This window comes from Streptomyces sp. NPDC090106 (assembly GCF_044747265.1).
Taxonomy (GTDB): Bacteria; Actinomycetota; Actinomycetes; order Streptomycetales; family Streptomycetaceae; genus Streptomyces.
This window is the reverse complement of sequence record NZ_JBIVDS010000004.1, coordinates 1-21365: the sequence shown is the minus strand read 5'-3', so window position 1 is coordinate 21365 and position 21365 is coordinate 1. Positions and strand designations below refer to the sequence as shown.

Genomic DNA, 21365 nt, shown 5'->3' with positions numbered 1-21365 from the left:
CGGTGACCGGGCGGGGACCGGCCCCGGTGTGACACCGGGCCGGGTCGCCGGGCGGGTCAGACGTAGCGCTCCAGGATCGAGCTCTCCGCCAGCCGGGACAGGCCCTCGCGGACGCTGCGCGCGCGGGCCTCGCCGACGCCGTCCACCGTCTGGAGGTCGTCCACGCTCGCCGCGAGCAGCTTCTGGAGGCCGCCGAAGTGCTCCACCAGGCGGTCGATGATGGCGCCCGGCAGCCGGGGCACCTTGGCCAGCAGCCGGAAGCCGCGCGGCGAGACCGCGGAGTCCAGCGCCTCCGGGGAACCGGTGTAGCCCAAGGCGCGCGCGACCGTGGGGAGTTCGAGGAGCTCGGCGTGGCTGAGGGCGTCCAGCTCGTACAGCGCCTCGTCGACCGTGCGGGAACGCTTCGCGGTGGGCTCGGGGACGTAGTCCCGTACGACCAGCTCGCGTTCGGGCTCCACGCCGGCGATCAGCTCGTCGAGCTGGAGGGCGAGCAGGCGGCCGTCGGTGCCCAGCTCGACCACGTACTCGGCGATCTCCGTGGCGATCCGGCGGACCATCTCCAGGCGCTGGGCCACCGCGGAGACGTCGCGGACCGTCACCAGGTCCTCGATCTCCAGCGCCGACAGCGTTCCCGCGACCTCGTCCAGGCGGAGCTTGTAGCGCTCCAGGGTCGCCAGGGCCTGGTTCGCCCGGGACAGGATCGCCGCCGAGTCCTCCAGGACACGGCGCTGGCCGTCGACGTACAGGGCGATCAGCCGCATCGACTGGGAGACGGAGACCACCGGGAAGCCGACCTGTTTGGAGACCCGGTCCGCGGTGCGGTGACGGGTGCCCGTCTCCTCCGTGGGGATCGTCGGGTCCGGCACGAGCTGGACGCCCGCGCGCAGGATCTTCGACAGGTCGGACGAGACGACGATGCCGCCGTCGAGCTTGCACAGCTCGCGCAGACGGGTGGCCGAGAACTCGACGTCCAGGACGAAACCGCCCGTGCACATCGTCTCGACGGTCTTGTCGGAGCCGAGGACGATGAGACCGCCGGTGTTGCCGCGGAGCACCCGCTCCAGGCCGTCCCGCAGGGCGGTGCCCGGTGCCACGGCGCTCAGGGAGGCGCGCATCAGGCCATCGGAACCGGCACTCCCACCGGACTTTCCGGGAGCTGCTGCCCGGTCGTTGGCTGCCACTGCACTCCTCCGGTCGCAGGTTCTGGGACGCTCCCGTTTCGTACTTTCGGTTCGTACGGACGGGCGAGACCAGGGCAAAGTCTACCGGCGCTCCTCCTCGTCCCGTGGGGCGTCTCGGCGACGCGAGCGCGGAAGGACCCTCAGGGCGTCTCCTATGTCGGCGACTTCCAGGACCTTCATCCCCGCCGGGACCTTGCCCGGGTCGCCCGGGACGAGCGCGTGCGTGAAGCCCAGCCGGTGCGCCTCGGCCAGTCTGCGCTGCACTCCGGTGACCCGTCTGACCTCGCCCGCCAGGCCCACTTCGCCGATCGCGACGAGGTTCTTGGGCAGCGGGGTGTCACTGGCCGCGGAGGCCAGGGCGAGCGCGATGGCCAGGTCCGCCGCCGGTTCCGACAGCTTCACGCCGCCGACCGTCGCGGAGTAGATGTCCCTTTTGCCCAGGGCGCTGATCCGGCCCCGCTGTTCGAGGACGGCCAGCATCATCGAGACCCGGGAGGTCTCCAGACCGGACGTCGTCCGGCGCGGGGAGGGGATCTGCGAGTCGACGGTGAGCGCCTGGACCTCGGCCACCAGGGGGCGGCGGCCCTCCAGGGTCACCGTCAGACAGGTGCCCGGGACCGGTTCGTCACGTCGCGTCAGGAAAAGTCCGCTCGGGTCGGCGAGGCCCGTGATGCCCTCGTCGTGCAGCTCGAAGCAGCCGACCTCGTCCGTCGCCCCGTAGCGGTTCTTGACGCCCCGGACCAGGCGCAGGCGCGCGTGCCGGTCGCCCTCGAAGTGCAGGACGACGTCCACCAGGTGCTCCAGCAGACGGGGGCCGGCGATCGCGCCGTCCTTGGTGACATGGCCCACCAGCAGGGTGGACATGCCCCGGTCCTTCGACGCGCGGATCAGCGCGCCCGCCACCTCGCGCACCTGCGCCATGCCGCCGGGGGCGCCGTCGATCTCCGGGGAGGCGATCGTCTGCACCGAGTCCAGGATCAGCAGGGACGGCTTCACCGCGTCCAGGTGACCGAGCACGGCGGACAGGTCGGTCTCGGCGGCCAGGTACAGATGGTCGTCGAGGGCGCCGATGCGGTCGGCGCGCAGCCGGACCTGGCTCGCCGACTCCTCGCCCGTGACGTACAGCGTGCGGTGCTCGTCGCTCGCGGACTTCGCCGCCACGTCCAGCAGCAGCGTCGACTTGCCGACGCCGGGTTCGCCCGCGAGGAGGACGACCGCGCCGGGGACGAGACCGCCGCCGAGGACACGGTCCAGTTCGGGCACGCCGGTGGTGCGGGCGGTGGCCTGCCGGCCGTCGACCTGGCCGATCGGCACGGCGGAGTGGGTGACCCGGCCCGGGGCCGTGGTGCGGACGGCGGGCGTGCCGTATTCCTCGACCGTGCCCCAGGCCTGGCATTCGGGGCAGCGGCCGAGCCACTTCGCCGTCTGCCAGCCGCACTCGGTGCAGCGGTAGGCGGGGCGGTCCTTGGCGGTCTTCGTACGGGCAGCCATGCCGAGAACCGTAGCCGCCCGCACTGACAACGTGTCCCCGCCCCGGCTACCGCGCGACCCCGGAGCAGTCGGCGTCGGGGCCCGCGCCGTACGGCTCGACGACCGTGCGGCCCGCGGTGGCGGTCCCGTCCAGGCACAACCGGCCGCCCATGAGCCGCAGGTCGAGGGTGAACGCGACGCCCCCGCCCGACCGCCGCGGCCCCTCGATCCGCTCCTCGATGTACCCGAGGCGGCGCAGGGCGGCGCCGACCTCGCCGGGCGCCGGGTCGGCCGTACCGTCCAGCTCCGCGGTGATGCGGCGGATGTGCTGACGGGCGTCGCACTCCTCGACGGAGCTCAGCTCGGCCTCCGCGCGCGGGTCCACGGGGCCACCGGGCGGAGGCTCCTCGGGGAGCGCGGGCAGTTCCGGCAGGGGCGCCTCGCGCGGTCCCTTCTCCAGCGCCTCCGGGTCCAAGGTCCCCGGTTCCGGCGCGCCCTCCCCCTCCGGCGCGGCCGGGGGCGGCGGGGCGGGCAGGTCGGGCAGGCACGGTTCGGCGACCTCGTTGAGGAGCTCCATGAAAGCGATGAACTCCGAGCCCCCGGAGGCGTCGTCGCCCTTCCCGGACTCCTCGGCCTGCCGGGCCGCCTCGGCCCGCGCGCGGGGCGCGGCGGACGCCTCCGGCCCGGCCCCGGAGCCACCGGCCCGCTCGGTCCCGCACCCGGCGAGCGCCATCGCGCACAGCCCCGCCAGTGCCACCGACAGCCCGCTCTTCAGCGGGTTTCCCCCACGCGTTCGACTCATGTCCGAAGTCTGTGCCGGGGCTGTGGCCACGCCATGAGTACCGCTACTCAGAACAGGTGCGCGTCACACCCAGGGCGCGGCTGCCCGGCGTTCCTGTCCCCTTATGAGGGATCGTTTCACCCGTACGGAGTAAATGTCCTCAAGGTGCGGGAAGGGGCCGACGCGGGCGGCCTACGGTCCACGAGTGAAGAGCAGCAGTCCGCAGACCCCGACCCGCACCACCGGCGCACACCGGGCGCACCGGGAGGCGCGTGACCGTGGTGCCGCGCGCACGCTCGCACAACGGCCTCCCGCACGCTACGAGGCCTATCTGGACGGCCTGTTCACCTACTGCCTGTCCGTGCTGTGCGACCACGACGCGGCCACCGCCGCCCTCGGAGACGTCCTCGCCCTCGCCGAACGCCGCAACGGCCCGGACGCGGCCGGTGACCGCCGGGCCTGGCTGTACGCGCTGGCCCGCTGGGCCTGCCTGCGCAAGCTCGCCGAGGCCAAGCAGAAACGTCAGGCCACGCACGCGGCGGGCCGGCCCGGCGTCCCCCAGCAGCCGCCGGTCCCCGAGCACACCCAGCAGGAGCGGCGCCGCGAACTGGCCCTGCTGGCCTGGCCGGAGGCGGCCGGCACCACCCCCGAGCAGCGCGAGGCGCTCGAACTCGCCGTGCGCCACCAGCTGGCCGCCCACGAGGTCGCCGCCGTCCTCGGCCTGGAGCCGGCCGCCGCCCGCGAACTGCTCGCCTCCGCCGCCTGCGAGGTCGAACGCACGCGTGCCGCGCTCGCCGTCGTCGAGACCGGCACCTGCCCGAGCGTCGCCCGGCTCACCGACGACCACCAGATGGTCCTCAGCTCCGCCGTACGCCGTGAACTGGTCCGGCACGTGGACGACTGCCCGCGCTGCCGCCGCACCGCCGAGCGCGCGGTCCCCGGCCACTGGCCCGGCGCCGCCGTCACCCCCGCCGAACTGCCCGTCCTGGAGGCCCCGCGCGCGGGGCTGTGCACGGCGATGGGCTCCTTCTCGCGGGCCACCGCGCCCCGCTTCGACCGGCGCGGCTTCCCGATGGACCCCAAGGACCGCGCGGCCCGCCGCGACCGCCTCCGCGCGCGTGCCGTCACGACGACCGTCGTCGCCACCGTCGTCGCCGCGCCCGTGCTCGCCCTGTGGGCCGCCTACCGGGCCACCCCCACGGCGGAGGGCGCCGACGGCCGGGCGACCTCCGCCGGCGAGGAGCAGGGCTCCGGCACCCTGGACGGCGAGTCGGGCGGCGGGTACGAGAACGCGGGCAACGCCAGCACCCGCCCCGGCGACCGCTTCACCGAGGGCGGCAAGGCCGACGTGTCCGTGGAGGTCGTCAGCGTCACCGGCGCGGGCCGCAAGGGCGCGGGCCATCTGGCGGTGAGCGCCGGACACAGCGGCGACACCACGCTCATCACCCTCACCGCCACCGGCGACGCCTCCGTCCGCTGGTCCGCGACCACCGGCGCGTCCTGGCTCTACCTCAGCCACTCCGCCGGAACCCTCGCCCCCGGCGAGACGTTGACGATCAAGGTGTACGTCGACCACCTGCGCGAGCCGTCCGGCTACTGGAGCGCACGGGTGGCGATCGCACCCGCCGGCGCCGTCGTCTCCATCGAGGGCTACGGCACCGCCACCGGCACCCCGACCGACCCCGGCCCGACCACCCCCGGCGACCCGCCGCCCTCCGACCCCGAACCCACCCCGACGGACCCCACCCCGAGCGACCCGCCCGGCGGGACCCCCTCGGGCAGCCCGTCCGACCCGCCCTCGGGCAGCCCCAGCGACAGCCCGTCCGACCCGGCGGGCTCGCCGCCGCCCGGCAGCGGCGACCCGAGCCCGGCCTCGTCGTGACCGGCGCACAGCCGCGGGGCGGTCAGGCCACCGGGTCCGCGGGATGAGGTGCCAGCAGCGGCAGCTGGGAGGCCAGCCGCTGCTCGCACAGCTCGACCAGCCGGTCGTACCCGGCCTTGCCCATCAGCTCGACCAGCTCCGCGCGGTAGGACACGTACACCGGGTCGCCCGCCCCGTGCGCCGACGTCGCCGAGGTGCACCACCAGTGCAGGTCGTGGCCGCCCGGACCCCAGCCGCGGCGGTCGTACTCGCCGATGGACACCTGGAGGACCCGGGTGTCGTCCGGCCGGTCGATCCACTCGTACGTCCGGCGCACCGGCAGCTGCCAGCAGACGTCCGGTTTCGTCTCCAGCGGCTCCAGGCCCTCCTTGATGGCCAGGATGTGCAGCGAGCAGCCCGTGCCGCCGGCGAAACCGGGGCGGTTCTGGAAGATGCAGGAGCCCTTGTACGGACGGGTCTGGCGCTCGCCGTCCTCGTCCTCCGAGATCCAGCCGTGCTCGGTGCCCTCGTCGTGGAACTGCCAGATCTCCGGCGTGAGCCGCGCCACGTGGCCCGCGACCCGCTTCTCGTCGTCCTCGTCGGAGAAGTGCGCGCCCAGCGTGCAGCACCCGTCGTCCGCCCGGCCCGCCCGGATGCCCTGGCAGCCGCTGCCGAAGATGCAGTTCCAGCGAGAGGTCAGCCATGTCAGATCACACCGGAAGACCTGCTCGTCGTCCGCGGGATCAGGGAACTCCGCCCACGCACGGACGAAGTCGAGCCCCTTCTCGTCCGCGGCCCGGGCCTTCTTCGACTTCTTCGGTGACGCCACCTCCGTCATCACCGTCGACTTCCCCTGCAAGGCGTCGACAGCCTCCGTCGCGCCCTTGGCCGGCTTGGGCGCCTTATCGAGGTTTGCCTTATTCGTCTTTGGCACGGGTCAAGGGTAAAGCGCCCAGGACAGCCTCGGGGACGGCGTACGGCTCCGCTGGCAGTAGCGTTCCGTACATGAGACTCGGTGTCCTCGACGTGGGATCGAACACGGTGCATCTGCTGGTGGTGGACGCACACCCGGGCGCGCGCCCGCTGCCCGCGCACTCGCACAAGGTGGAGCTGCGCCTCGCCCAACTCCTCGACGGGAGCGGGGCGATCGGCCCCGAAGGGGTCGACAAGCTGATCGCCGTGGTCCAGGAGGCCCTCCAGGCCGCCGAGGACAAGGGCGTCGAGGAGATGCTCCCGTTCGCCACCTCCGCCGTGCGCGAGGCCAGCAACGCCGACGACGTCCTCGCGCGCGTGCAGGCCGAGACCGGCGTCGAGCTCCAGGTCCTCACCGGCGCCGAGGAGGCCCGGCTCACCTTCCTCGCGGCCCGCCGCTGGTTCGGCTGGTCGGCCGGGAAGCTCCTCGTCCTCGACATCGGCGGCGGCTCCCTGGAGATCGGCTACGGCATGGACGAGGAGCCCGACGCGGCCGTCTCCCTCCCGCTCGGCGCCGGCCGCCTCACCGCCGGCTGGCTCCCGGGCGACCCGCCCGACCCCGAGGCGATAAGGGCCCTGCGGCGGCACGTCCGCGCCCAGATCGCCCGCACGGTCGGCGAGTTCAGCCGCTTCGGGGCGCCCGACCACGTCGTCGCCACCTCCAAGACCTTCAAGCAGCTCGCCCGCATCGCGGGTGCCGCGCGCTCCGCGGAGGGCCTCTACGTCCAGCGGGAGCTGAAGCGGGAGTCGCTGGAGGCGTGGGTGCCGAGGCTCGCCGGGATGACCGAGACACAGCGCTCCGAGCTGCCCGGCGTCTCGGACGGCCGCGCGAGCCAACTCCTCGCGGGGGCCCTGGTCGCCGAGGGCGCGATGGACCTCTTCGGCGTGGAGAACCTGGAGATCTGCCCGTGGGCGCTGCGCGAGGGCGTCATCCTGCGCCGCCTGGACCACATGGCGACGGCGTAGGGGCACATGGCGCCGCCTGGACCACATGGCGACGGCGTAGAGGGCACATGGCGACGGCGTGGGGACACGGGCGACGGCGCGGGGAGAGGTGCCGGTGCGGGGGGCGTGAACGGCGAGGACGTACGCGCACCCGCCCGTGGCGAACACCACAACGGCGCATAGGCGCCCCGCAGCACCCCGTCCGTACGCCGTAACCTGTCCCCGTGGCAGAACCAGTCGTACGGATCCCGGACGCGAAGGTCGCCCTCTCGACGGCCTCCGTGTACCCGGAGTCCACCGCGACGGCCTTCGAGATCGCCGCGCGCCTCGGCTACGACGGCGTCGAGGTCATGGTGTGGACGGACCCGGTCAGCCAGGACATGGAGGCACTGCGCCGCCTCTCCGACTACCACCGCGTCCCCATCCTCGCGGTCCACGCGCCCTGCCTGCTCATCACGCAGCGCGTGTGGTCCACGGACCCCTGGGTCAAGCTCCAGCGCGCCCAGGCCGCGGCCGAGAAGCTCGGCGCGTCCACGGTCGTCGTCCACCCGCCGTTCCGCTGGCAGCGCCAGTACGCCCGCGACTTCGTCGAGGGGATCTGGCGGATGGCGAACGAGACGGACGTGCGGTTCGCCGTCGAGAACATGTACCCCTGGCGCTACCGCGACCGCGAGATGCTCGCCTACGCCCCCGACTGGGACGTCACGCAGGACGACTACCGGCACTTCACGATCGACCTCAGCCACGCGGCGACCTCCAGGACCGACGCGATGGAGATGGCCGACCGCATGGGCGACCGGCTCGGCCACGTCCATCTCGCCGACGGGCGCGGTTCGGCCAAGGACGAGCACCTCGTCCCGGGCCGCGGCACCCAGCCCTGCGCCGAGCTGCTCGAACGCCTCGCGCTGTCCGGCTTCGACGGCCATGTCGTCATCGAGGTCAACACCCGGCGCGCGATGTCCAGCGCCGAACGTGAGGCCGACCTCGCCGAGGCGCTGGCCTTCACGCGGCTGCATCTCGCGTCGGCGCTGAAGGTGCCCCGGCCGTGACCGGCGTCACCTCCCGGCGCCGGGGGCGGCCCCCGCGCAGCGAGTCCGCGGACACCCGGGACCGCATCCTGGGCGCGGCCCGCGAGGAGTTCTCCCAGCGCGGGTACGACAAGACGTCCGTGCGGGGCATCGCGAAGGCCGCCGGGGTCGACCCGGCGCTCGTTCACCACTACTTCGGCACCAAGGAGCAGGTCTTCGAGGCGGCCGTGGAGGTCGTGTTCGCCCCGGCCGTGAAGGTGCGCGACGCGGCCTTCGACGGGCCGCTCGACGGGATCGGCGAGCGGATGACCCGCTTCGTCCTCGGCCTGTGGGAGAACCCCGTGAGCCGGGCCCCGCTGCTCGCGGTCGTCCGCTCGGCGGTGACGAACGACGCCGCGGCGAGCGTCTTCCGGCGGCTGATCTCCGCCCAGCTCATGCGCCGGGTCGCCGCCGAGCTGGACGTACCGGACGCGGAGCTGCGGGCCGAGCTGGCGGCGGCGCAGCTGGTCGGGGTGGCGATGCTGCGGTACGTCATCAAGATCGAGCCGATCGCGTCGGCGGACGCGGAGGAGATCGTCGCGCGGGTGGCACCGGTGGTGCAGGGCCACCTGACGAACCCCTGAACCCTGACGAACCCCTGAGCCCCGCCGGGTCCGTCAGCCGGCCCGGTCGCGAGACGCGCGTCCCGGATTCCGGACACCCTGTCCGGCCTGTGGATGACGGGCGTACGCTCGATAGCAGCCACAACTGTCTGAAGGAGCGAGCGACGATGCCCGAGCTGAGGTCCCGCACAGTCACCCACGGCCGCAACATGGCGGGCGCCCGCGCCCTTATGCGCGCCTCCGGTGTACCCGGCGCGGACATCGGCCGAAAGCCGATCATCGCCGTCGCGAACTCCTTCACCGAGTTCGTGCCGGGCCACACCCACCTCCAGCCGGTCGGCCGGATCGTCTCCGAGGCGATCGTCGAGGCCGGAGGCATCCCGCGCGAGTTCAACACGATCGCCGTCGACGACGGCATCGCGATGGGCCACGGCGGCATGCTGTACTCCCTGCCCTCCCGCGACCTGATCGCCGACTCGGTCGAGTACATGGTCGAGGCCCACTGCGCCGACGCCCTGATCTGCATCTCCAACTGCGACAAGATCACCCCGGGCATGCTCAACGCGGCCCTGCGCCTGAACATCCCGACGGTCTTCGTCTCCGGCGGCCCCATGGAGTCCGGCCGCGCCACCCTCGTCGACGGCACGGTCCGCACCCTCGACCTGGTCGACGCGATCTCCGACGCCGTGAACGACAAGATCTCGGACGAGGACATCCTCCGCATCGAGGAGAACGCCTGCCCGACCTGCGGCAGCTGTTCCGGCATGTTCACCGCCAACTCGATGAACTGCCTCACCGAGGCCATCGGCCTCTCCCTGCCGGGCAACGGCTCGGTCCTCGCCACGCACACCGCGCGCAAGGGCCTGTACGAGGACGCCGCCCGCACGGTCATGGACATCACCCGCCGCTACTACGAGCAGGACGACGAGACGGTCCTGCCGCGCAACGTCGCCACCTTCGCGGCCTTCGAGAACGCCATGGCCCTCGACATCGCCATGGGCGGCTCCACCAACACGATCCTGCACCTGCTGGCCGCCGCCCAGGAGGCGGGCGTGCCCTTCGGCCTCGACGAGATCAACGAGGTCTCGCGCCGGGTGCCGTGCCTCGCGAAGGTCGCCCCGAACGTCGCGAAGAACCGCACGTACTACATGGAGGACGTGCACCGCGCCGGCGGCATCCCGGCCCTGCTCGGCGAACTGCACCGCGCGGGCCAGCTCCGGGAGGACGTCCACTCCGTGCACAGCCCGTCCCTGGCGGACTGGCTCAAGACCTGGGACGTGCGCGGCGGCTCCCCCTCGCCCGAGGCCGTCGAACTGTGGCACGCGGCCCCCGGCTGCGTCCGCTCCGCCGAGGCGTTCTCCCAGTCCGAGCGCTGGGACACCCTGGACCAGGACGCCGAGGGCGGCTGCATCCGCAGCGCGGAACACGCGTACTCCAAGGACGGCGGCCTCGCCGTCCTCAAGGGCAACCTGGCGGTCGACGGCTGCGTCGTGAAGACGGCCGGCGTCGACGAGTCCATCTGGACCTTCGAGGGCCCGGCCGTCGTCTGCGAGTCGCAGGAGGAGGCCGTCCAGAAGATCCTGACCCAGCAGGTCAAGGAGGGCGACGTCGTCGTCATCCGCTACGAGGGCCCCAAGGGCGGCCCCGGCATGCAGGAGATGCTCTACCCGACCTCGTACCTCAAGGGCCGCGGCCTCGGCAAGAGCTGCGCCCTGGTCACCGACGGCCGCTTCTCCGGCGGCACGTCCGGCCTGTCCATCGGCCACGCCTCCCCGGAGGCCGCCGCCGGCGGCACCATCGCCCTCGTCGAGGACGGCGACCGCATCCGCATCGACATCCCGGGCCGCACGATCGAACTCCTCGTCGACGACGCCGAACTGGCCCGCCGCGAGGCCGCCCTGGGCGGCGTTTACGCCCCCAAGAACCGCGAACGCAAGGTCTCCGCAGCGCTGCGCGCCTACGCGGCGATGGCGACGAGCGCGGACAAGGGCGCGGTGCGGGACGTCTCCAAGCTCGGCTGACCCACACACCCGAAAGGGGCCGCCCCGACGGGGGCGGCCCCTTTCGCCGTACCGGGCCGCAACGGGCTTCGGCACTACGGGCCTCACCAGGCGGCGGGGCTGCGGGCCTTACCAGGCGGCGGGGCTGCGGGCGTCGAGAGCGAAGACGGTGCCGTCGGGGGCGGTGGCGTAGACGCGGCCTCCGACGACCAGCGGTTCGGGGACCGACCCCGCGACCCGGTCCGAAGCGGCACCGAGCCGCGGTGAGGTCTGGCCCAGCAGCTTCCCGCCGTCGGCGGACACGGCCAGCAGCCGTCCGTCGGGGGCGCTGAAGTACACGTGTTCGCCGGAACGGACCGGTACCGAGCCGCGGAACACCGCCGTCTCGAGATTCCACAGCTGCTTGCCCGTGCCCAGGTCGATCACCTCCAACGAGCCGCCCACGGCCAGCAGATAGACCCGGTCGCCCGCCACGGACGCGTGAACGGCCTGGCGCGGGAGGGGCAGTGCCACCCGGCGGGACTTCTCGGAGCGCGGGGAGTAGCGCACCACCGCGGCCGTGTCGTCGTAGGCCTTGCCGGCCGCGAGGAAGAAGACGGATCCGCCGTGGGAGCCTACGGGCTGGAGAGAGCCCTTCAGCCGGGCCGCCCACCGCACCGCGCCCGATGCCGGGTCCACCGCGGAGACCTCGGTGCTCGACTGGTCGTCGGAGACCGTCGTCGCGTACAGCAGCCGGTCCCCGGCGAACGAGCCGAGATACGGGGCACGTTGGCCCGGAATCCGGCTGCTCCACTCGATGTCGCCCGACTGTGCGTCGACGCCGGTGATCCTGCCGTCGGCGTGGGCGAGCAGCAGCATGCCGTCCGAGTACCCCATCGCCTGATGGGCGGGCAGGGTCCGCTCCCAGCGGGTCTCACCCGAACCGGTGTCGAGTGCCTCGACCCGCTTCTCCTCGTCCGCGGTGATCAGCACGAGTCCGCCCGCCACGACCGGGGGCTCACTCCTGAGCGACTCGGCGACCGGGTGCCGCCACAGCAGGGTGCCGTCGGCCGGCGAGAGCGCGTAGAGCACACCGGACTGCGCGCAGAACAGCTTTCCCGCGCCGTACGCACACTGCGGGGTGCCTCCGCCCTCGGCCACCGCGGGGGCTTGCCAGGGCGTGAACCCGGACGACGTCGCCTCCGGTCGGGAGCCCGCCGCGGCGGGTTCGTCGTCGCCGAGCACCTGGACCGAGGCGAACGCGCCTCCCGCGATCAGCGCGACCGCCCCGGCGATCAGAGCGGACCGTTTGCCGAAGCGGGGTCGGGACCGCCGTGGCGGGGCCGCGGCGGGCGGCTCCGGCAGGATGTCGTCGCCCGTGCGCTGGGCGGGTATGAACGCCTGGGTGTCGTACGAGGCCGCCACGGACCGAAGCGCCCGCATCAACTCGTCCGGAGTGGGCCGGTCCTCCGGGTCCTTGGCGAGGCAGCGCTCGATGTGCGGCGCGAGATTCTCCGGTACGCCGGTCAGGTCGGGCTCGTCGTGGACGACCTGGTAGGCCACGATGTACGGGCTGTCGGAGTCGAACGGTCCACGCCCGGTGGCCGCGTGCACCAGGACCGACCCGAGCGCGAAGATGTCGGCGGCGGGCCCCACCTCGCGCGGGCGCCGGAACTGCTCGGGCGCCATGAACGGCGGCGTGCCGATCAACTTTCCGGTCTCGGTGCGGAGTTCGCTGTCCTTCGGCCGGGAGATCCCGAAGTCGATGACCTTCGGCCCGTCCTCGGCGAGCAGCACGTTGCTCGGCTTCAGATCCCGGTGCACGACACCGACCCGATGGATGTCCCGCAGCGCCTCGGCCAGACCGGCCATGAGACGGCGCAACTGGGCATGGTCCATCGGCCCGTTCCGCTTCACATGATCGGCCAGCGTCGGTCCGGGGATGAACAGCGTGGCCATCCAGGGCCGTTCCGCCTCCGGATCCGCGTCGACGACCGAGGCGGTGAAGGCGCCGCTGACCCTTCGTGCCGCGGCCACCTCCTGCCGGAACCGGCCCCTGAACTCGGGATCCTTGGCGAACTCGCCGTGTACGACCTTGACCGCGACCTTCATCCCGGACGTGCTCCGCGCGAGGTGCACGACTCCCATGCCGCCGGAGCCCAGACGGGACTCCAGACGGTAGTGACCGGCGTACTCGGGAAGTTCCGCTTCCGCGCCCGCTCCGGTGTTCCGCTGTGGCGCCATGGGACCACCCCCGTGCTGTTCGTCCGCGCGCGCGACGCACGGAGCCTAGTCGATTACCCGTGCGAGACAGAGGCGACTTGCTAGTGTCCCTGCGCGAGTTGCGTACATGTGTTTCATGTCGTGCTTTGAGGGAATCAACGGGGCCCATGGCGCTGGAGGCGCTCATGGGATCCGAACGGGGGGATTTTCCATGTCTGTTGAACGCACCGAGGACGTCGAGAGCGTGTCCGAGGCGGAGAGCGTCACCACCGCGGTCGCCGCGACCGCGAGCGTGCGCTACTACCCGGTCGCCCCGGGCGTCCGCCTGAACGTCCGCAGCGGTCCCAGCACCAGCTACCGGGTCGTCCGCGTCCTGCCCGAGGGCGCCAAGGTCCCCATCTACTGCCAGACCCCGGGCCAGTCGGTCGCCGGTCCGTACGGGACGTCGAACATCTGGGACAACATCGACGACGGCCAGTACGTCTCGGACGCCTACGTGCTCACCGGAAGCGACGGATACGTCGCGTCCCGCTGCGCCTGATCCGCTTCCTGCCCACCCGACACCGGGGGAATCCCATGACGTCTCCGAGACGTAGGTCCGTTCTGCTCGCAGCTGCCACCGGGGCCTTTCTCCTGGCCCTGTCACCGGTCGCCCAGGCGGAGTCGGTCCGCTACTACCCGGTGGCCCCGGGATACCAGCTGAACGTCCGCAGCGGCCCCGGCACCGGCTACTCGATCGTCCGGGTCCTCCTCGCGGGGGCCCAGGTGCCGATCTTCTGCCAGGCGCCCGGCACCACCGTGACCGGTCCCTACGGCACCTCGAACATCTGGGACAACATCGACGACGGCGAGTTCGTCTCGGACGCGTACATCCAGACGGGCAGCGACGGCTACATCCGTCCGCGCTGCTCCTTCTGACCTCGCAGGGGCCCGCGCCCACCCGCCCGCCATAATCGAAGCGTGAGCGAGACGAACGGCACCCCGGATCCGGTCGCGGGCCCCCGCCCCGAACCCCTGCGTTTCTTCGGTACGACCTGGCTGCACCACGACGGCCGCTACCCGCTGCGCCGGGTCGGCGCCTCCGTGGGCTCCCTCGCGGCGGCCGTGGCCGCGTGCCTCGTGCTCAGGTTCGCCTACCAGGGCCTCGCCCTCGCGGACATCGGCAGCTTCGTCACCGTCCTCATGGTCGTGATGTTCGCGATCTGCAGCGCCCTCGCCTTCCGCCACACCTGGGACGGCTTCGGCAAGCGGCCCGACCCCGACCGCCAGGCGTCCCTGCGCGGCCTGCTGGCCATCGGCTTCGTCGGCTCGCTGCTCGCCTACTTCTTCCGCTCCCTCACCGAGGCCCCGGGCGAGAAGCTGCGCCGCGAGGAGTACGAGACCGCCGTCCGCCAGTACGAGAAGCGCGGAGCCCGCCGCACCGGCAACCCCTCCAAGAAGCGCCGCCGCCCCTCCTGACCTCGCGGCCCTGCCGGCTCTCACCGAAATCTCACCGCACCCCGCGGCCACCTCGGCCACCATGGCCGTATGACGGCCGTCTCGCGCACCTCCTGTATCCACACCTCCCGCGCCCAGTCCTTCAACTCCGCCGCGGCCGAGTACGCCGCGCACCGCCCCTCCTACCCGCCGGCCCTCTTCGACGCGATCGAGGAACTCGCGGGCCGCCCCCTCACCGGCGCCCGCGTCGCGGACGTGGGCGCGGGCACGGGCATCGGGACCGCCCTGCTCCAGGAACGCGGCGCGGACGTGATCGCGGTCGAGCCCGGTGACGGCATGGCCGCCCAGTTCCGCCTCGGCCACCCCGGCCTGCCGATCGTGCGCGGCACCGGCGACGCCCTGCCGCTGGCCGCCGCCTCCCTCGACGTCCTCACCTACGCCCAGGCCTGGCACTGGACCGACCCGGCCCGGGCCGTCCCGGAGGCCCGGCGGGTGCTGCGGACCGGCGGCGCGCTGGCCCTGTGGTGGAACACCTCCCCGCTCGACGTGCCGTGGATCGCCGACCAGGCACGCCGTATCGCCGCGGGCTTCGGCGACCTCGGGGGCCTGCCGACCGTCGAACTGAACGGCGACGGCGCCCGCGCCGCCCTCGCCGACCCCACCGGCACCCTCGACTTCGCCCACCGCCTGGTCCGCTGGAGCCGCCACGTCCCCCTCGACACCCACCTCGCCAACCTCGCCAGCCACTCGATCTTCCTGGTCGCGGGCCCCGAACGCGCCGACGTCTTCTTCACCGACGAGCGCCGCCACCTGCTGGAGACGTTCCCGGACGGAACCGTCGAGGAGATCTACGACGTCGAGCTGCTGGTCGCCATCACCGCCTGACCCCGCTTCGCGGCCCACCCCTCCAGCGCCGCCGCGCACGCATGGTCCAGATGCCGCAGCCCGCCCAGCTCCAACCGCACCTCCCGGTCCCGCGGCAACGCCTCCAACGCGTCCAGCAGCTTCGGCAACCGCAGGAACGTCGCATGCCCCAGCACCCGTACGACGAGCCCCGCCGCGCCCCGGTCCTCCGTCTCCACCTGCACATGGCTGGCGTCCCACGCGGTCTTCGCCACCGCCAGCGCCAACCCGACCAGCACCCCCTCGAACAGGTTCCCGGCGACGATCGTCACCGCCGTCACCGCCAGCACGACCACCTCCCCGCGATGCCCGCGCCACAGCACCCGCACCTCCCGCACCGGCACGAGCCTGCACCCGGCGTGCACCAGCAGCGCGGCCAGCGCCGCCACCGGGATCACCCCGAGCGCCCCGGGCACCACCACCGTGAAGAGCAGCAGCCACACCCCGTGCAGCACCCGGGACGCCTTCGTCCGCGCTCCTGCCCGCACTCCCCCGGAGGGGGTACCGCCAGCCGCGCTCAGCACGATCACCGCGGTCAGCGGCAACGCGCCCAGCAGCCCGCACACCGTGTTGCCCGCGCCCTGCGCCATCAGCTCACGGTCGTAGTCGGTGCGCCGCCCGTCGTGCAGCCGCTCCACCGCCGCCGCGCTGAACAGCGACTCGGCCGACGCGATCAGCGCGAACGCCACCACCGTCCCCAGCACGCCCACGTCCGCCAGCCGCCCGACGTCCGCCGCTTCCGGCAGCCGCACGGCATCCAGCAGCCCGCGCACCTCCACCCGCCGCACCTCCAGGCCGAAGACCCCGGTCACCGCCGCCGCGAGACCCACCGCGACCAGCGGCGCGGGCACCAGCCGGGCCCCCCGCCGCCACCGCGGCCACAGCAGCAGGACGACCAGGGTGGCACCCCCCACCGACAACGCGACCGGGTCCAGCAGCCCCGGCAGCCGCACCAGCCCGGCGAGCTTCCCGAGCCCGTCCCCGGGCGCGGTCGCGTCACCCAGCGCGTACACCTGACCGGCGATCAGGACCAGCCCGATCCCGGCGAGCATCCCGTGCACGACCGCCACCGACACGGCCCTGAGCCACCGCCCGAGCCGCAGCGCACCCAGCCCGAGCTGCACCAGCCCGGCCGCGAGCACCAGCACCCCGAGGGCCTCGATCCCGTACCGGTGCACGGCCTCGTACACCAGCACCGTCAGCCCGGCCGCCGGCCCGCTGACCTGGAGGCTGCGGCCGGGCAGCGCCCCGGCGACCAGCCCGCCGACGATGCCGGTCACCAGCCCCAGCTCGGCCGGCACACCGGACGCCATCGCCACGCCCACACACAGCGGCAGCGCGACGAGGAACACGACCAGAGAAGCGAGCAGATCGTCCTTGGGCACGACAGAGCGCATGAGCGGAGCACCTCCGGCAGGTGAAGCCATGAACGGATTCGGTCGGTCCGGCCCATCCGGCCCATCCGGCCGAGTGGTTCGGGTCGGGAGATGCGTGGGGTGCCGCGTCGGGGGAGTACACGGCACTGAAATCCATTGTCAGGAAAGGAAGTTGATCGCGCAGCCCCTTCCCGCCGCCGGTGGAGGCATCCGGGGGCACGGGTACCGGACCGGACCCTTCCGATCACACCGACGCGCGCCTGCGCCGCCGTGCGCACCTCGCTTGACGGCCTTTGTCCGCGAGAGCATTATTCATCGCATGATGAATTACTCGCCCCGGCTCCCCGAACCGGACCCGGACGCGGACCCCGACCCCGACGCCTCCCACACCCCTGACACCGCTGACGGTCCGGCCGTCCACGCCGAGAACCTCACCGTCGCCCGCGGCCCCCGCACCGTCCTGCGCGGCATCGGCTTCACCGTCCCGCGCGGCCAGGTCACCGGCCTCCTCGGCCCCTCCGGCTGCGGCAAGTCCACGCTCATGCGCGCGATCGTCGGCACCCAGGCCAAGGTCACCGGCACCCTCGACGTCCTCGGCCACCCCGCGGGCCACCCCGCCCTCCGCGCCCGCATCGGCTACGTCACCCAAGCCCCCTCCGTCTACGACGACCTGACCGTCCGCCAGAACCTCGCCTACTTCGCCGCGATCCTCGCCCCCGGCCGCGCCGCCGCCGACCGCCGCCACACCGACGTCACCCGGGTCATCGCCGACGTCGACCTCACGAGCCACGCCGACTCCCTCGCCGGCAACCTCTCCGGCGGCCAGCGCAACCGCGTCTCCCTCGCCGTGGCCCTCCTCGGCGCCCCCGAACTCCTCGTCCTCGACGAACCCACCGTCGGCCTCGACCCCGTCCTGCGCCGCGACCTGTGGCGGCTCTTCCACGACATCGCCGCCGAGCGCGGCGCCACCCTCCTCATCTCCTCCCACGTCATGGACGAGGCCGAGCGCTGCCACCGCCTCCTCCTCATGCGCGAGGGCGAGATCCTCGCCGACGACACCCCGGACGCCCTGCGCACCCGCACCGCCTCCGAGACCGTCGAAGCCGCCTTCCTGCACCTCGTGGACGAGGCAGCCGCAGCCGGACGCCACAAGGAGCCGACCCGATGACCACCACCCCGGCCGCCGCGACCACCACCCCGGTCCCCACCGGCGCCCTCAACGCCTCCCGCACCCTCGCCACCGCGGCCCGGGTCCTGCGCCAGCTCCGCCACGACCCGCGCACGATCGCCCTGCTGGTCCTCATCCCCTGCGTGATGCTGTTCCTGCTCCGCTATGTCTTCGACGGCAGCCCGCGCACCTTCGACACCATCGGCGCCTCCCTCCTCGGGATCTTCCCGCTGATCACGATGTTCCTGGTCACCTCCATCGCCACCCTGCGCGAACGCACCTCCGGCACCCTCGAACGCCTCCTCGCCATGCCCCTCGGCAAGGGCGACCTCATCGCCGGCTACGCCCTCGCCTTCGGCGCCCTCGCGATCGTCCAGTCCGCCCTCGCCACCGGCCTCGCCGTCTGGTTCCTCGGCCTCGACGTCATCGGCAGCCCCTGGCTGCTCCTCCTGGTCGCCCTGCTCGACGCCCTGCTCGGCACCGCCCTCGGCCTCTTCGTCTCGGCCTTCGCCGCCTCCGAGTTCCAGGCCGTCCAGTTCATGCCGGCCGTGATCTTCCCCCAGCTCCTCCTCTGCGGCCTGTTCACCCCGCGCGACAACATGCACCCCGTCCTGGAGGCCATCTCCGACGTCCTGCCCATGTCCTACGCCGTCGACGGCATGAACGAGGTCCTCAGGCACACCGACATGACCGCCACGTTCGTCCGCGACGTCCTGATCGTCGCCGGATGCGCCCTGCTCGTCCTCGGCCTCGGAGCGGCCACCCTCAGGCGCCGCACCCAGTGACCCCCCTCACCGACCCGCCCGCCACTCACCCGCCCCCGTCACTCACCCGTCCTCCGCATCCCGTCCAGCGGACAGCCGCGCCCCGCACCCCTCCCCGGTGCGAGGATGAACCCCGGACGACGCACACCCCGGAGGGCACCCGCAGCCATGACCCAGAAAGTCGCAGTCCTCGGCACCGGCAAGATCGGTGAGGCCCTGCTCAGCGGAATGATCCGAGGCGGCTGGGCCCCCGCCGACCTCCTGGTCACCGCCCGCCGACCGGAACGGGCCGAGGAACTCCGCACCCGCCACGGAGTCAGCCCGGTCACCAACGCCGAGGCCGCCAAGAACGCCGACACCCTGATCCTCACGGTCAAGCCGCAGGACATGGGCACCCTCCTCGACGAACTCGCCCCGCACATCCCCGCCGGCCGCCTGATCATCAGCGGCGCCGCGGGCATCCCCACCTCCTTCTTCGAGGAGCGCCTCGCCGAGGGCACCCCCGTCGTCCGCGTCATGACGAACACGCCCGCGCTCGTCGACGAGGCCATGTCCGTCATCTCCGCCGGCAGCCACGCCACCGCCGAGCACCTCGCCCACGCCGAGGAGATCTTCGGCGCCGTCGGCAAGACGCTCCGCGTCCCCGAGTCCCAGCAGGACGCCTGCACGGCCCTCTCCGGCTCCGGCCCGGCCTACTTCTTCTACCTGGTCGAAGCCATGACGGACGCCGGCATCCTCCTGGGCCTGCCCCGCGACAAGGCCCACGACCTCATCGTCCAGTCCGCGATCGGCGCCGCCATCATGCTCCGCGACAGCGGCGAGCACCCGGTCAAGCTCCGCGAGAACGTCACCTCCCCCGCGGGCACGACCATCAACGCCATCCGCGAGCTGGAGAACCACGGCGTCCGCGCCGCACTCATCGCCGCCCTCGAAGCCGCCCGCGACCGCAGCCGCGAGCTGGCCTCCGGCAACAGCTGACCACTCCGGGTGCCGCCCCCCACGGGCGGCACCCGCAGGTCCTAGGCGGTCACCCCGATATCCGCCCCCGAGACCGCCGGCAGCAGCCCGATCGCCCGATACGCGGCATCCACGACCGGCCGGGCCATCGCCCTGGCACGTTCCGCACCATCCCGCAGCACTCCTTCCACATAACCAGGATCCGCGCACAACTCCTTGTGCCTCTCCTGCACGGGCCTGAGGACCTCGACCACGGCCTCGGCGGTGTCCGTCTTCAATGACCCGTACGACTCGTATACACCGCTCAGCTCGGATGGGTTCCCACCCGTGCACGCCGCGAGGATGTCCAGCAGATTCGCGACCCCCGGCCGCTCCTCCCGGTCGTAGACGACCTCCCGCCCGCTGTCCGTGACGGCCCGCAGCACCTTGCGCCGCACCACGTCCGGTTCATCGAGCAGATAGACGATCCCGGGCCCGACGTCCTCGCTCTTGCCCATCTTCGAAGCCGGGTCCTGAAGATTCATGACCCGGGCCGCCACCGAGGGATGCGTGGCCCGCGGCACTACGAAGGCCTGCCCGTACCGCTGGTTGAACCGCACCGCGAGATCCCGCGCCAGTTCCACGTGCTGAGTCTGGTCGTCCCCCACCGGCACCTCGTCGGTCCCGTACGCCAGGATGTCCGCCGCCATCAGCACCGGATACGTCAGCAAGGACAGCCGCACGCTCCCGCCCCGCACCCGCTCCCGCGCAGCCTTCTCCTTGTACTGGACCATCCGCCGCATCTCACCGTCCGTGGCCACGCACTCCAGCAGATACGACAGCCGCGCGTGCTCGTCCACATGACTCTGTACGAAGACCGTGCACAGCTCGGGATCCAGCCCTGTGGCCAGCAGCAGCGTCGCCGCCTGCCGGCTCAGCCGCCGCACGCGCGCGGGGTCGTGCTCGACGGTCAGGGCGTGCAGGTCCACCACACAGAACAGCGCGTCCGCCCGGTGCTGATCGACGTCGGCCCACCGCCGCATGGCTCCCAGGTAGTTCCCCAGCGTCAGATGCCCGGTCGGCTTGACCCCACTGAAGACCCGCGTCATCTCTTCTCCACTCCTCGTCCGCTCCTGGTCGACACCGTCGTCCCGGCGGGCCGCCCCCTGGAGCTCCGGAGGGAGAAACAAGAACGGCCGCCGAGGCGGCGGCCGTTGAACGCATACGTCAGTCCGGCCGCCGTCAGGCGGCCCACCACTGCTGGGTGTACGTACGCGTCATCATGGGGCCAAGGGTACGCCTCAGGGGTTCGGTCCGGGCGGGAGTTGACACACCCTGGCCTCGTCCGTAGTGTTCTCCGAGTTGTCCGACGTGAGAGCCGACCTCGGTTGGTCCCCGGACAGCCATTCCGCAGGTACTCAGCAGCATTCGACGACCCGTCGTCGTGCGCCTTCGTGCGTATTGCCATGCGTATTTGCGAAATGAGGAATCCGCGTTCGAAAGGACGAGGGCCCCGATTAGCTCAGGGCCGAGGAATCCGCTAAAGTCTCACTCGTCCGAACGGCCCAACAGCCGCGAAGGCGAAACCCGCTGACTGGGAGTCAGGCCCGAAAGGATCTGATAGAGTCGGAACCGCCGGAAAGAGAAACGCGGAAGCGGAAACCTGGAAAGCACCGAGGAAATCGGATCGGGAAACGGTCTGATAGAGTCGGAAACGCAAGACCGAAGGGAAAAGCCCG

Annotated in this window: 19 protein-coding genes; 12 read left to right on the top strand and 7 right to left on the bottom strand. The window is 72.5% G+C overall.

Annotation, left to right across the window (positions count from 1 at the left end):
- Positions 1 to 56: 56 nt before the first annotated feature.
- The 3 genes from disA to ACIPSE_RS13740 all read right to left on the bottom strand — a co-directional run bounded on the left by disA (position 57) and on the right by ACIPSE_RS13740 (position 3453).
- Positions 57 to 1181 carry a DNA integrity scanning diadenylate cyclase DisA gene (gene disA, locus ACIPSE_RS13750; RefSeq protein WP_401661807.1) on the bottom strand — a complete coding sequence of 375 codons (1125 nt, stop codon included), beginning with the start codon at positions 1179 to 1181 and terminating at the stop codon, positions 57 to 59.
- 81 nt (positions 1182 to 1262) lie between these two features.
- Positions 1263 to 2672: a DNA repair protein RadA gene (gene radA / locus ACIPSE_RS13745; RefSeq protein ID WP_401661804.1), complete on the bottom strand. Its 1410-nt coding sequence runs from the start codon at positions 2670 to 2672 to the stop codon at positions 1263 to 1265.
- A gap of 46 nt (positions 2673 to 2718) precedes the next feature.
- Positions 2719 to 3453, bottom strand: a complete 735-nt coding sequence (locus ACIPSE_RS13740) for a hypothetical protein (RefSeq protein ID WP_401661802.1) — start codon at positions 3451 to 3453, stop codon at positions 2719 to 2721.
- A 184-nt stretch (positions 3454 to 3637) separates the two neighbouring features.
- On the opposite strand from ACIPSE_RS13740, the gene ACIPSE_RS13735 reads away from it, so the two are divergent.
- Positions 3638 to 5314, top strand: a complete 1677-nt coding sequence (locus ACIPSE_RS13735) for a hypothetical protein (protein ID WP_401661799.1) — start codon at positions 3638 to 3640, stop codon at positions 5312 to 5314.
- Positions 5315 to 5336: 22 nt separating this feature from the next.
- On the opposite strand, the gene ACIPSE_RS13730 is transcribed toward ACIPSE_RS13735, so the two are convergent.
- Positions 5337 to 6227 (bottom strand): hypothetical protein, encoded by an 891-nt coding sequence (locus ACIPSE_RS13730; protein WP_401661797.1) that lies wholly within the window; start codon positions 6225 to 6227, stop codon positions 5337 to 5339.
- Between the two features lie 71 nt (positions 6228 to 6298).
- On the opposite strand from ACIPSE_RS13730, the gene ACIPSE_RS13725 reads away from it, so the two are divergent.
- From ACIPSE_RS13725 to ilvD, 4 genes are all read left to right on the top strand, one after another.
- Positions 6299 to 7231, top strand: a complete 933-nt coding sequence (locus tag ACIPSE_RS13725; RefSeq protein ID WP_401661794.1) for a Ppx/GppA family phosphatase — start codon at positions 6299 to 6301, stop codon at positions 7229 to 7231.
- Between the two features lie 203 nt (positions 7232 to 7434).
- A complete protein-coding gene (locus tag ACIPSE_RS13720; RefSeq protein ID WP_401661791.1) occupies positions 7435 to 8259 on the top strand; it encodes a sugar phosphate isomerase/epimerase family protein in 825 nt (274 codons plus the stop codon).
- Positions 8256 to 8861, top strand: coding sequence for a TetR family transcriptional regulator (locus ACIPSE_RS13715; protein WP_401661788.1), 606 nt, complete (start codon positions 8256 to 8258; stop codon positions 8859 to 8861). Before ACIPSE_RS13720 ends, ACIPSE_RS13715 begins: the two co-directional genes overlap by 4 nt.
- 146 nt (positions 8862 to 9007) lie before the next feature.
- Positions 9008 to 10861: a dihydroxy-acid dehydratase gene (gene ilvD, locus ACIPSE_RS13710; protein ID WP_401661785.1), complete on the top strand. Its 1854-nt coding sequence runs from the start codon at positions 9008 to 9010 to the stop codon at positions 10859 to 10861.
- 108 nt (positions 10862 to 10969) lie between these two features.
- Here ilvD and ACIPSE_RS13705 read toward each other — a convergent pair whose 3' ends face one another.
- Positions 10970 to 13063, bottom strand: coding sequence for a PQQ-binding-like beta-propeller repeat protein (locus tag ACIPSE_RS13705; RefSeq protein WP_401661782.1), 2094 nt, complete (start codon positions 13061 to 13063; stop codon positions 10970 to 10972).
- A 190-nt stretch (positions 13064 to 13253) separates the two neighbouring features.
- Here ACIPSE_RS13705 and ACIPSE_RS13700 point away from each other — a divergent pair, with 190 nt between their 5' ends.
- From ACIPSE_RS13700 to ACIPSE_RS13685, 4 genes are all read left to right on the top strand, one after another.
- On the top strand, positions 13254 to 13583 hold the full coding sequence (locus ACIPSE_RS13700; protein WP_401661779.1) for an SH3 domain-containing protein: 330 nt from the start codon (positions 13254 to 13256) through the stop codon (positions 13581 to 13583).
- Positions 13584 to 13618: 35 nt separating this feature from the next.
- Entirely contained in the window at positions 13619 to 13960 is a 342-nt protein-coding gene (locus ACIPSE_RS13695; RefSeq protein ID WP_401661777.1) for a hypothetical protein, read from the top strand.
- Between the two features lie 42 nt (positions 13961 to 14002).
- Positions 14003 to 14500 (top strand): EamA/RhaT family transporter, encoded by a 498-nt coding sequence (locus ACIPSE_RS13690; protein WP_401661774.1) that lies wholly within the window; start codon positions 14003 to 14005, stop codon positions 14498 to 14500.
- A 69-nt stretch (positions 14501 to 14569) separates the two neighbouring features.
- Positions 14570 to 15364 carry a class I SAM-dependent methyltransferase gene (locus ACIPSE_RS13685; protein ID WP_401661771.1) on the top strand — a complete coding sequence of 265 codons (795 nt, stop codon included), beginning with the start codon at positions 14570 to 14572 and terminating at the stop codon, positions 15362 to 15364.
- Here the strand turns inward: ACIPSE_RS13685 and ACIPSE_RS13680 are convergent.
- The gene (locus tag ACIPSE_RS13680; RefSeq protein ID WP_401661768.1) at positions 15328 to 16779 is read right to left on the bottom strand and encodes a SulP family inorganic anion transporter; all 1452 of its coding nucleotides are present in this window, start codon (positions 16777 to 16779) and stop codon (positions 15328 to 15330) included. The two genes, ACIPSE_RS13685 and ACIPSE_RS13680, sit on opposite strands and share 37 nt — an antisense overlap.
- A gap of 298 nt (positions 16780 to 17077) precedes the next feature.
- Here ACIPSE_RS13680 and ACIPSE_RS13675 point away from each other — a divergent pair, with 298 nt between their 5' ends.
- The 3 genes from ACIPSE_RS13675 (at position 17078) to proC (ending at position 19668) form a co-directional block, all read left to right on the top strand.
- Positions 17078 to 17926: an ABC transporter ATP-binding protein gene (locus ACIPSE_RS13675; protein ID WP_401661765.1), complete on the top strand. Its 849-nt coding sequence runs from the start codon at positions 17078 to 17080 to the stop codon at positions 17924 to 17926.
- Positions 17923 to 18711, top strand: coding sequence for an ABC transporter permease (locus tag ACIPSE_RS13670; RefSeq protein WP_401661763.1), 789 nt, complete (start codon positions 17923 to 17925; stop codon positions 18709 to 18711). Before ACIPSE_RS13675 ends, ACIPSE_RS13670 begins: the two co-directional genes overlap by 4 nt.
- 147 nt (positions 18712 to 18858) lie before the next feature.
- On the top strand, positions 18859 to 19668 hold the full coding sequence (gene proC / locus ACIPSE_RS13665) for a pyrroline-5-carboxylate reductase (RefSeq protein ID WP_401661760.1): 810 nt from the start codon (positions 18859 to 18861) through the stop codon (positions 19666 to 19668).
- Positions 19669 to 19709: 41 nt separating this feature from the next.
- Here the strand turns inward: proC and trpS are convergent, their stop codons facing one another.
- On the bottom strand, positions 19710 to 20735 hold the full coding sequence (gene trpS, locus ACIPSE_RS13660) for a tryptophan--tRNA ligase (RefSeq protein ID WP_401661758.1): 1026 nt from the start codon (positions 20733 to 20735) through the stop codon (positions 19710 to 19712).
- Positions 20736 to 21365 lie beyond the last annotated feature (630 nt).

Bases quoted from the DNA above. Each gene is read 5' to 3' on its own strand.
- ACIPSE_RS13700 (WP_401661779.1), top strand. From the start codon at position 13,254: ATGTCTGTTGAACGCACCGAGGACGTCGAGAGCGTGTCCGAGGCGGAG.
- proC (WP_401661760.1), top strand. From the start codon at position 18,859: ATGACCCAGAAAGTCGCAGTCCTCGGCACCGGCAAGATCGGTGAGGCC.
- trpS (WP_401661758.1), bottom strand. From the start codon at position 20,735: ATGACGCGGGTCTTCAGTGGGGTCAAGCCGACCGGGCATCTGACGCTG.
- ilvD (WP_401661785.1), top strand. From the start codon at position 9,008: ATGCCCGAGCTGAGGTCCCGCACAGTCACCCACGGCCGCAACATGGCG.
- ACIPSE_RS13680 (WP_401661768.1), bottom strand. From the start codon at position 16,779: ATGCGCTCTGTCGTGCCCAAGGACGATCTGCTCGCTTCTCTGGTCGTG.
- radA (WP_401661804.1), bottom strand. From the start codon at position 2,672: ATGGCTGCCCGTACGAAGACCGCCAAGGACCGCCCCGCCTACCGCTGC.
- ACIPSE_RS13695 (WP_401661777.1), top strand. From the start codon at position 13,619: ATGACGTCTCCGAGACGTAGGTCCGTTCTGCTCGCAGCTGCCACCGGG.
- ACIPSE_RS13725 (WP_401661794.1), top strand. From the start codon at position 6,299: ATGAGACTCGGTGTCCTCGACGTGGGATCGAACACGGTGCATCTGCTG.
- ACIPSE_RS13670 (WP_401661763.1), top strand. From the start codon at position 17,923: ATGACCACCACCCCGGCCGCCGCGACCACCACCCCGGTCCCCACCGGC.
- ACIPSE_RS13675 (WP_401661765.1), top strand. From the start codon at position 17,078: ATGATGAATTACTCGCCCCGGCTCCCCGAACCGGACCCGGACGCGGAC.
- ACIPSE_RS13685 (WP_401661771.1), top strand. From the start codon at position 14,570: ATGACGGCCGTCTCGCGCACCTCCTGTATCCACACCTCCCGCGCCCAG.
- ACIPSE_RS13705 (WP_401661782.1), bottom strand. From the start codon at position 13,063: ATGGCGCCACAGCGGAACACCGGAGCGGGCGCGGAAGCGGAACTTCCC.
- ACIPSE_RS13740 (WP_401661802.1), bottom strand. From the start codon at position 3,453: ATGAGTCGAACGCGTGGGGGAAACCCGCTGAAGAGCGGGCTGTCGGTG.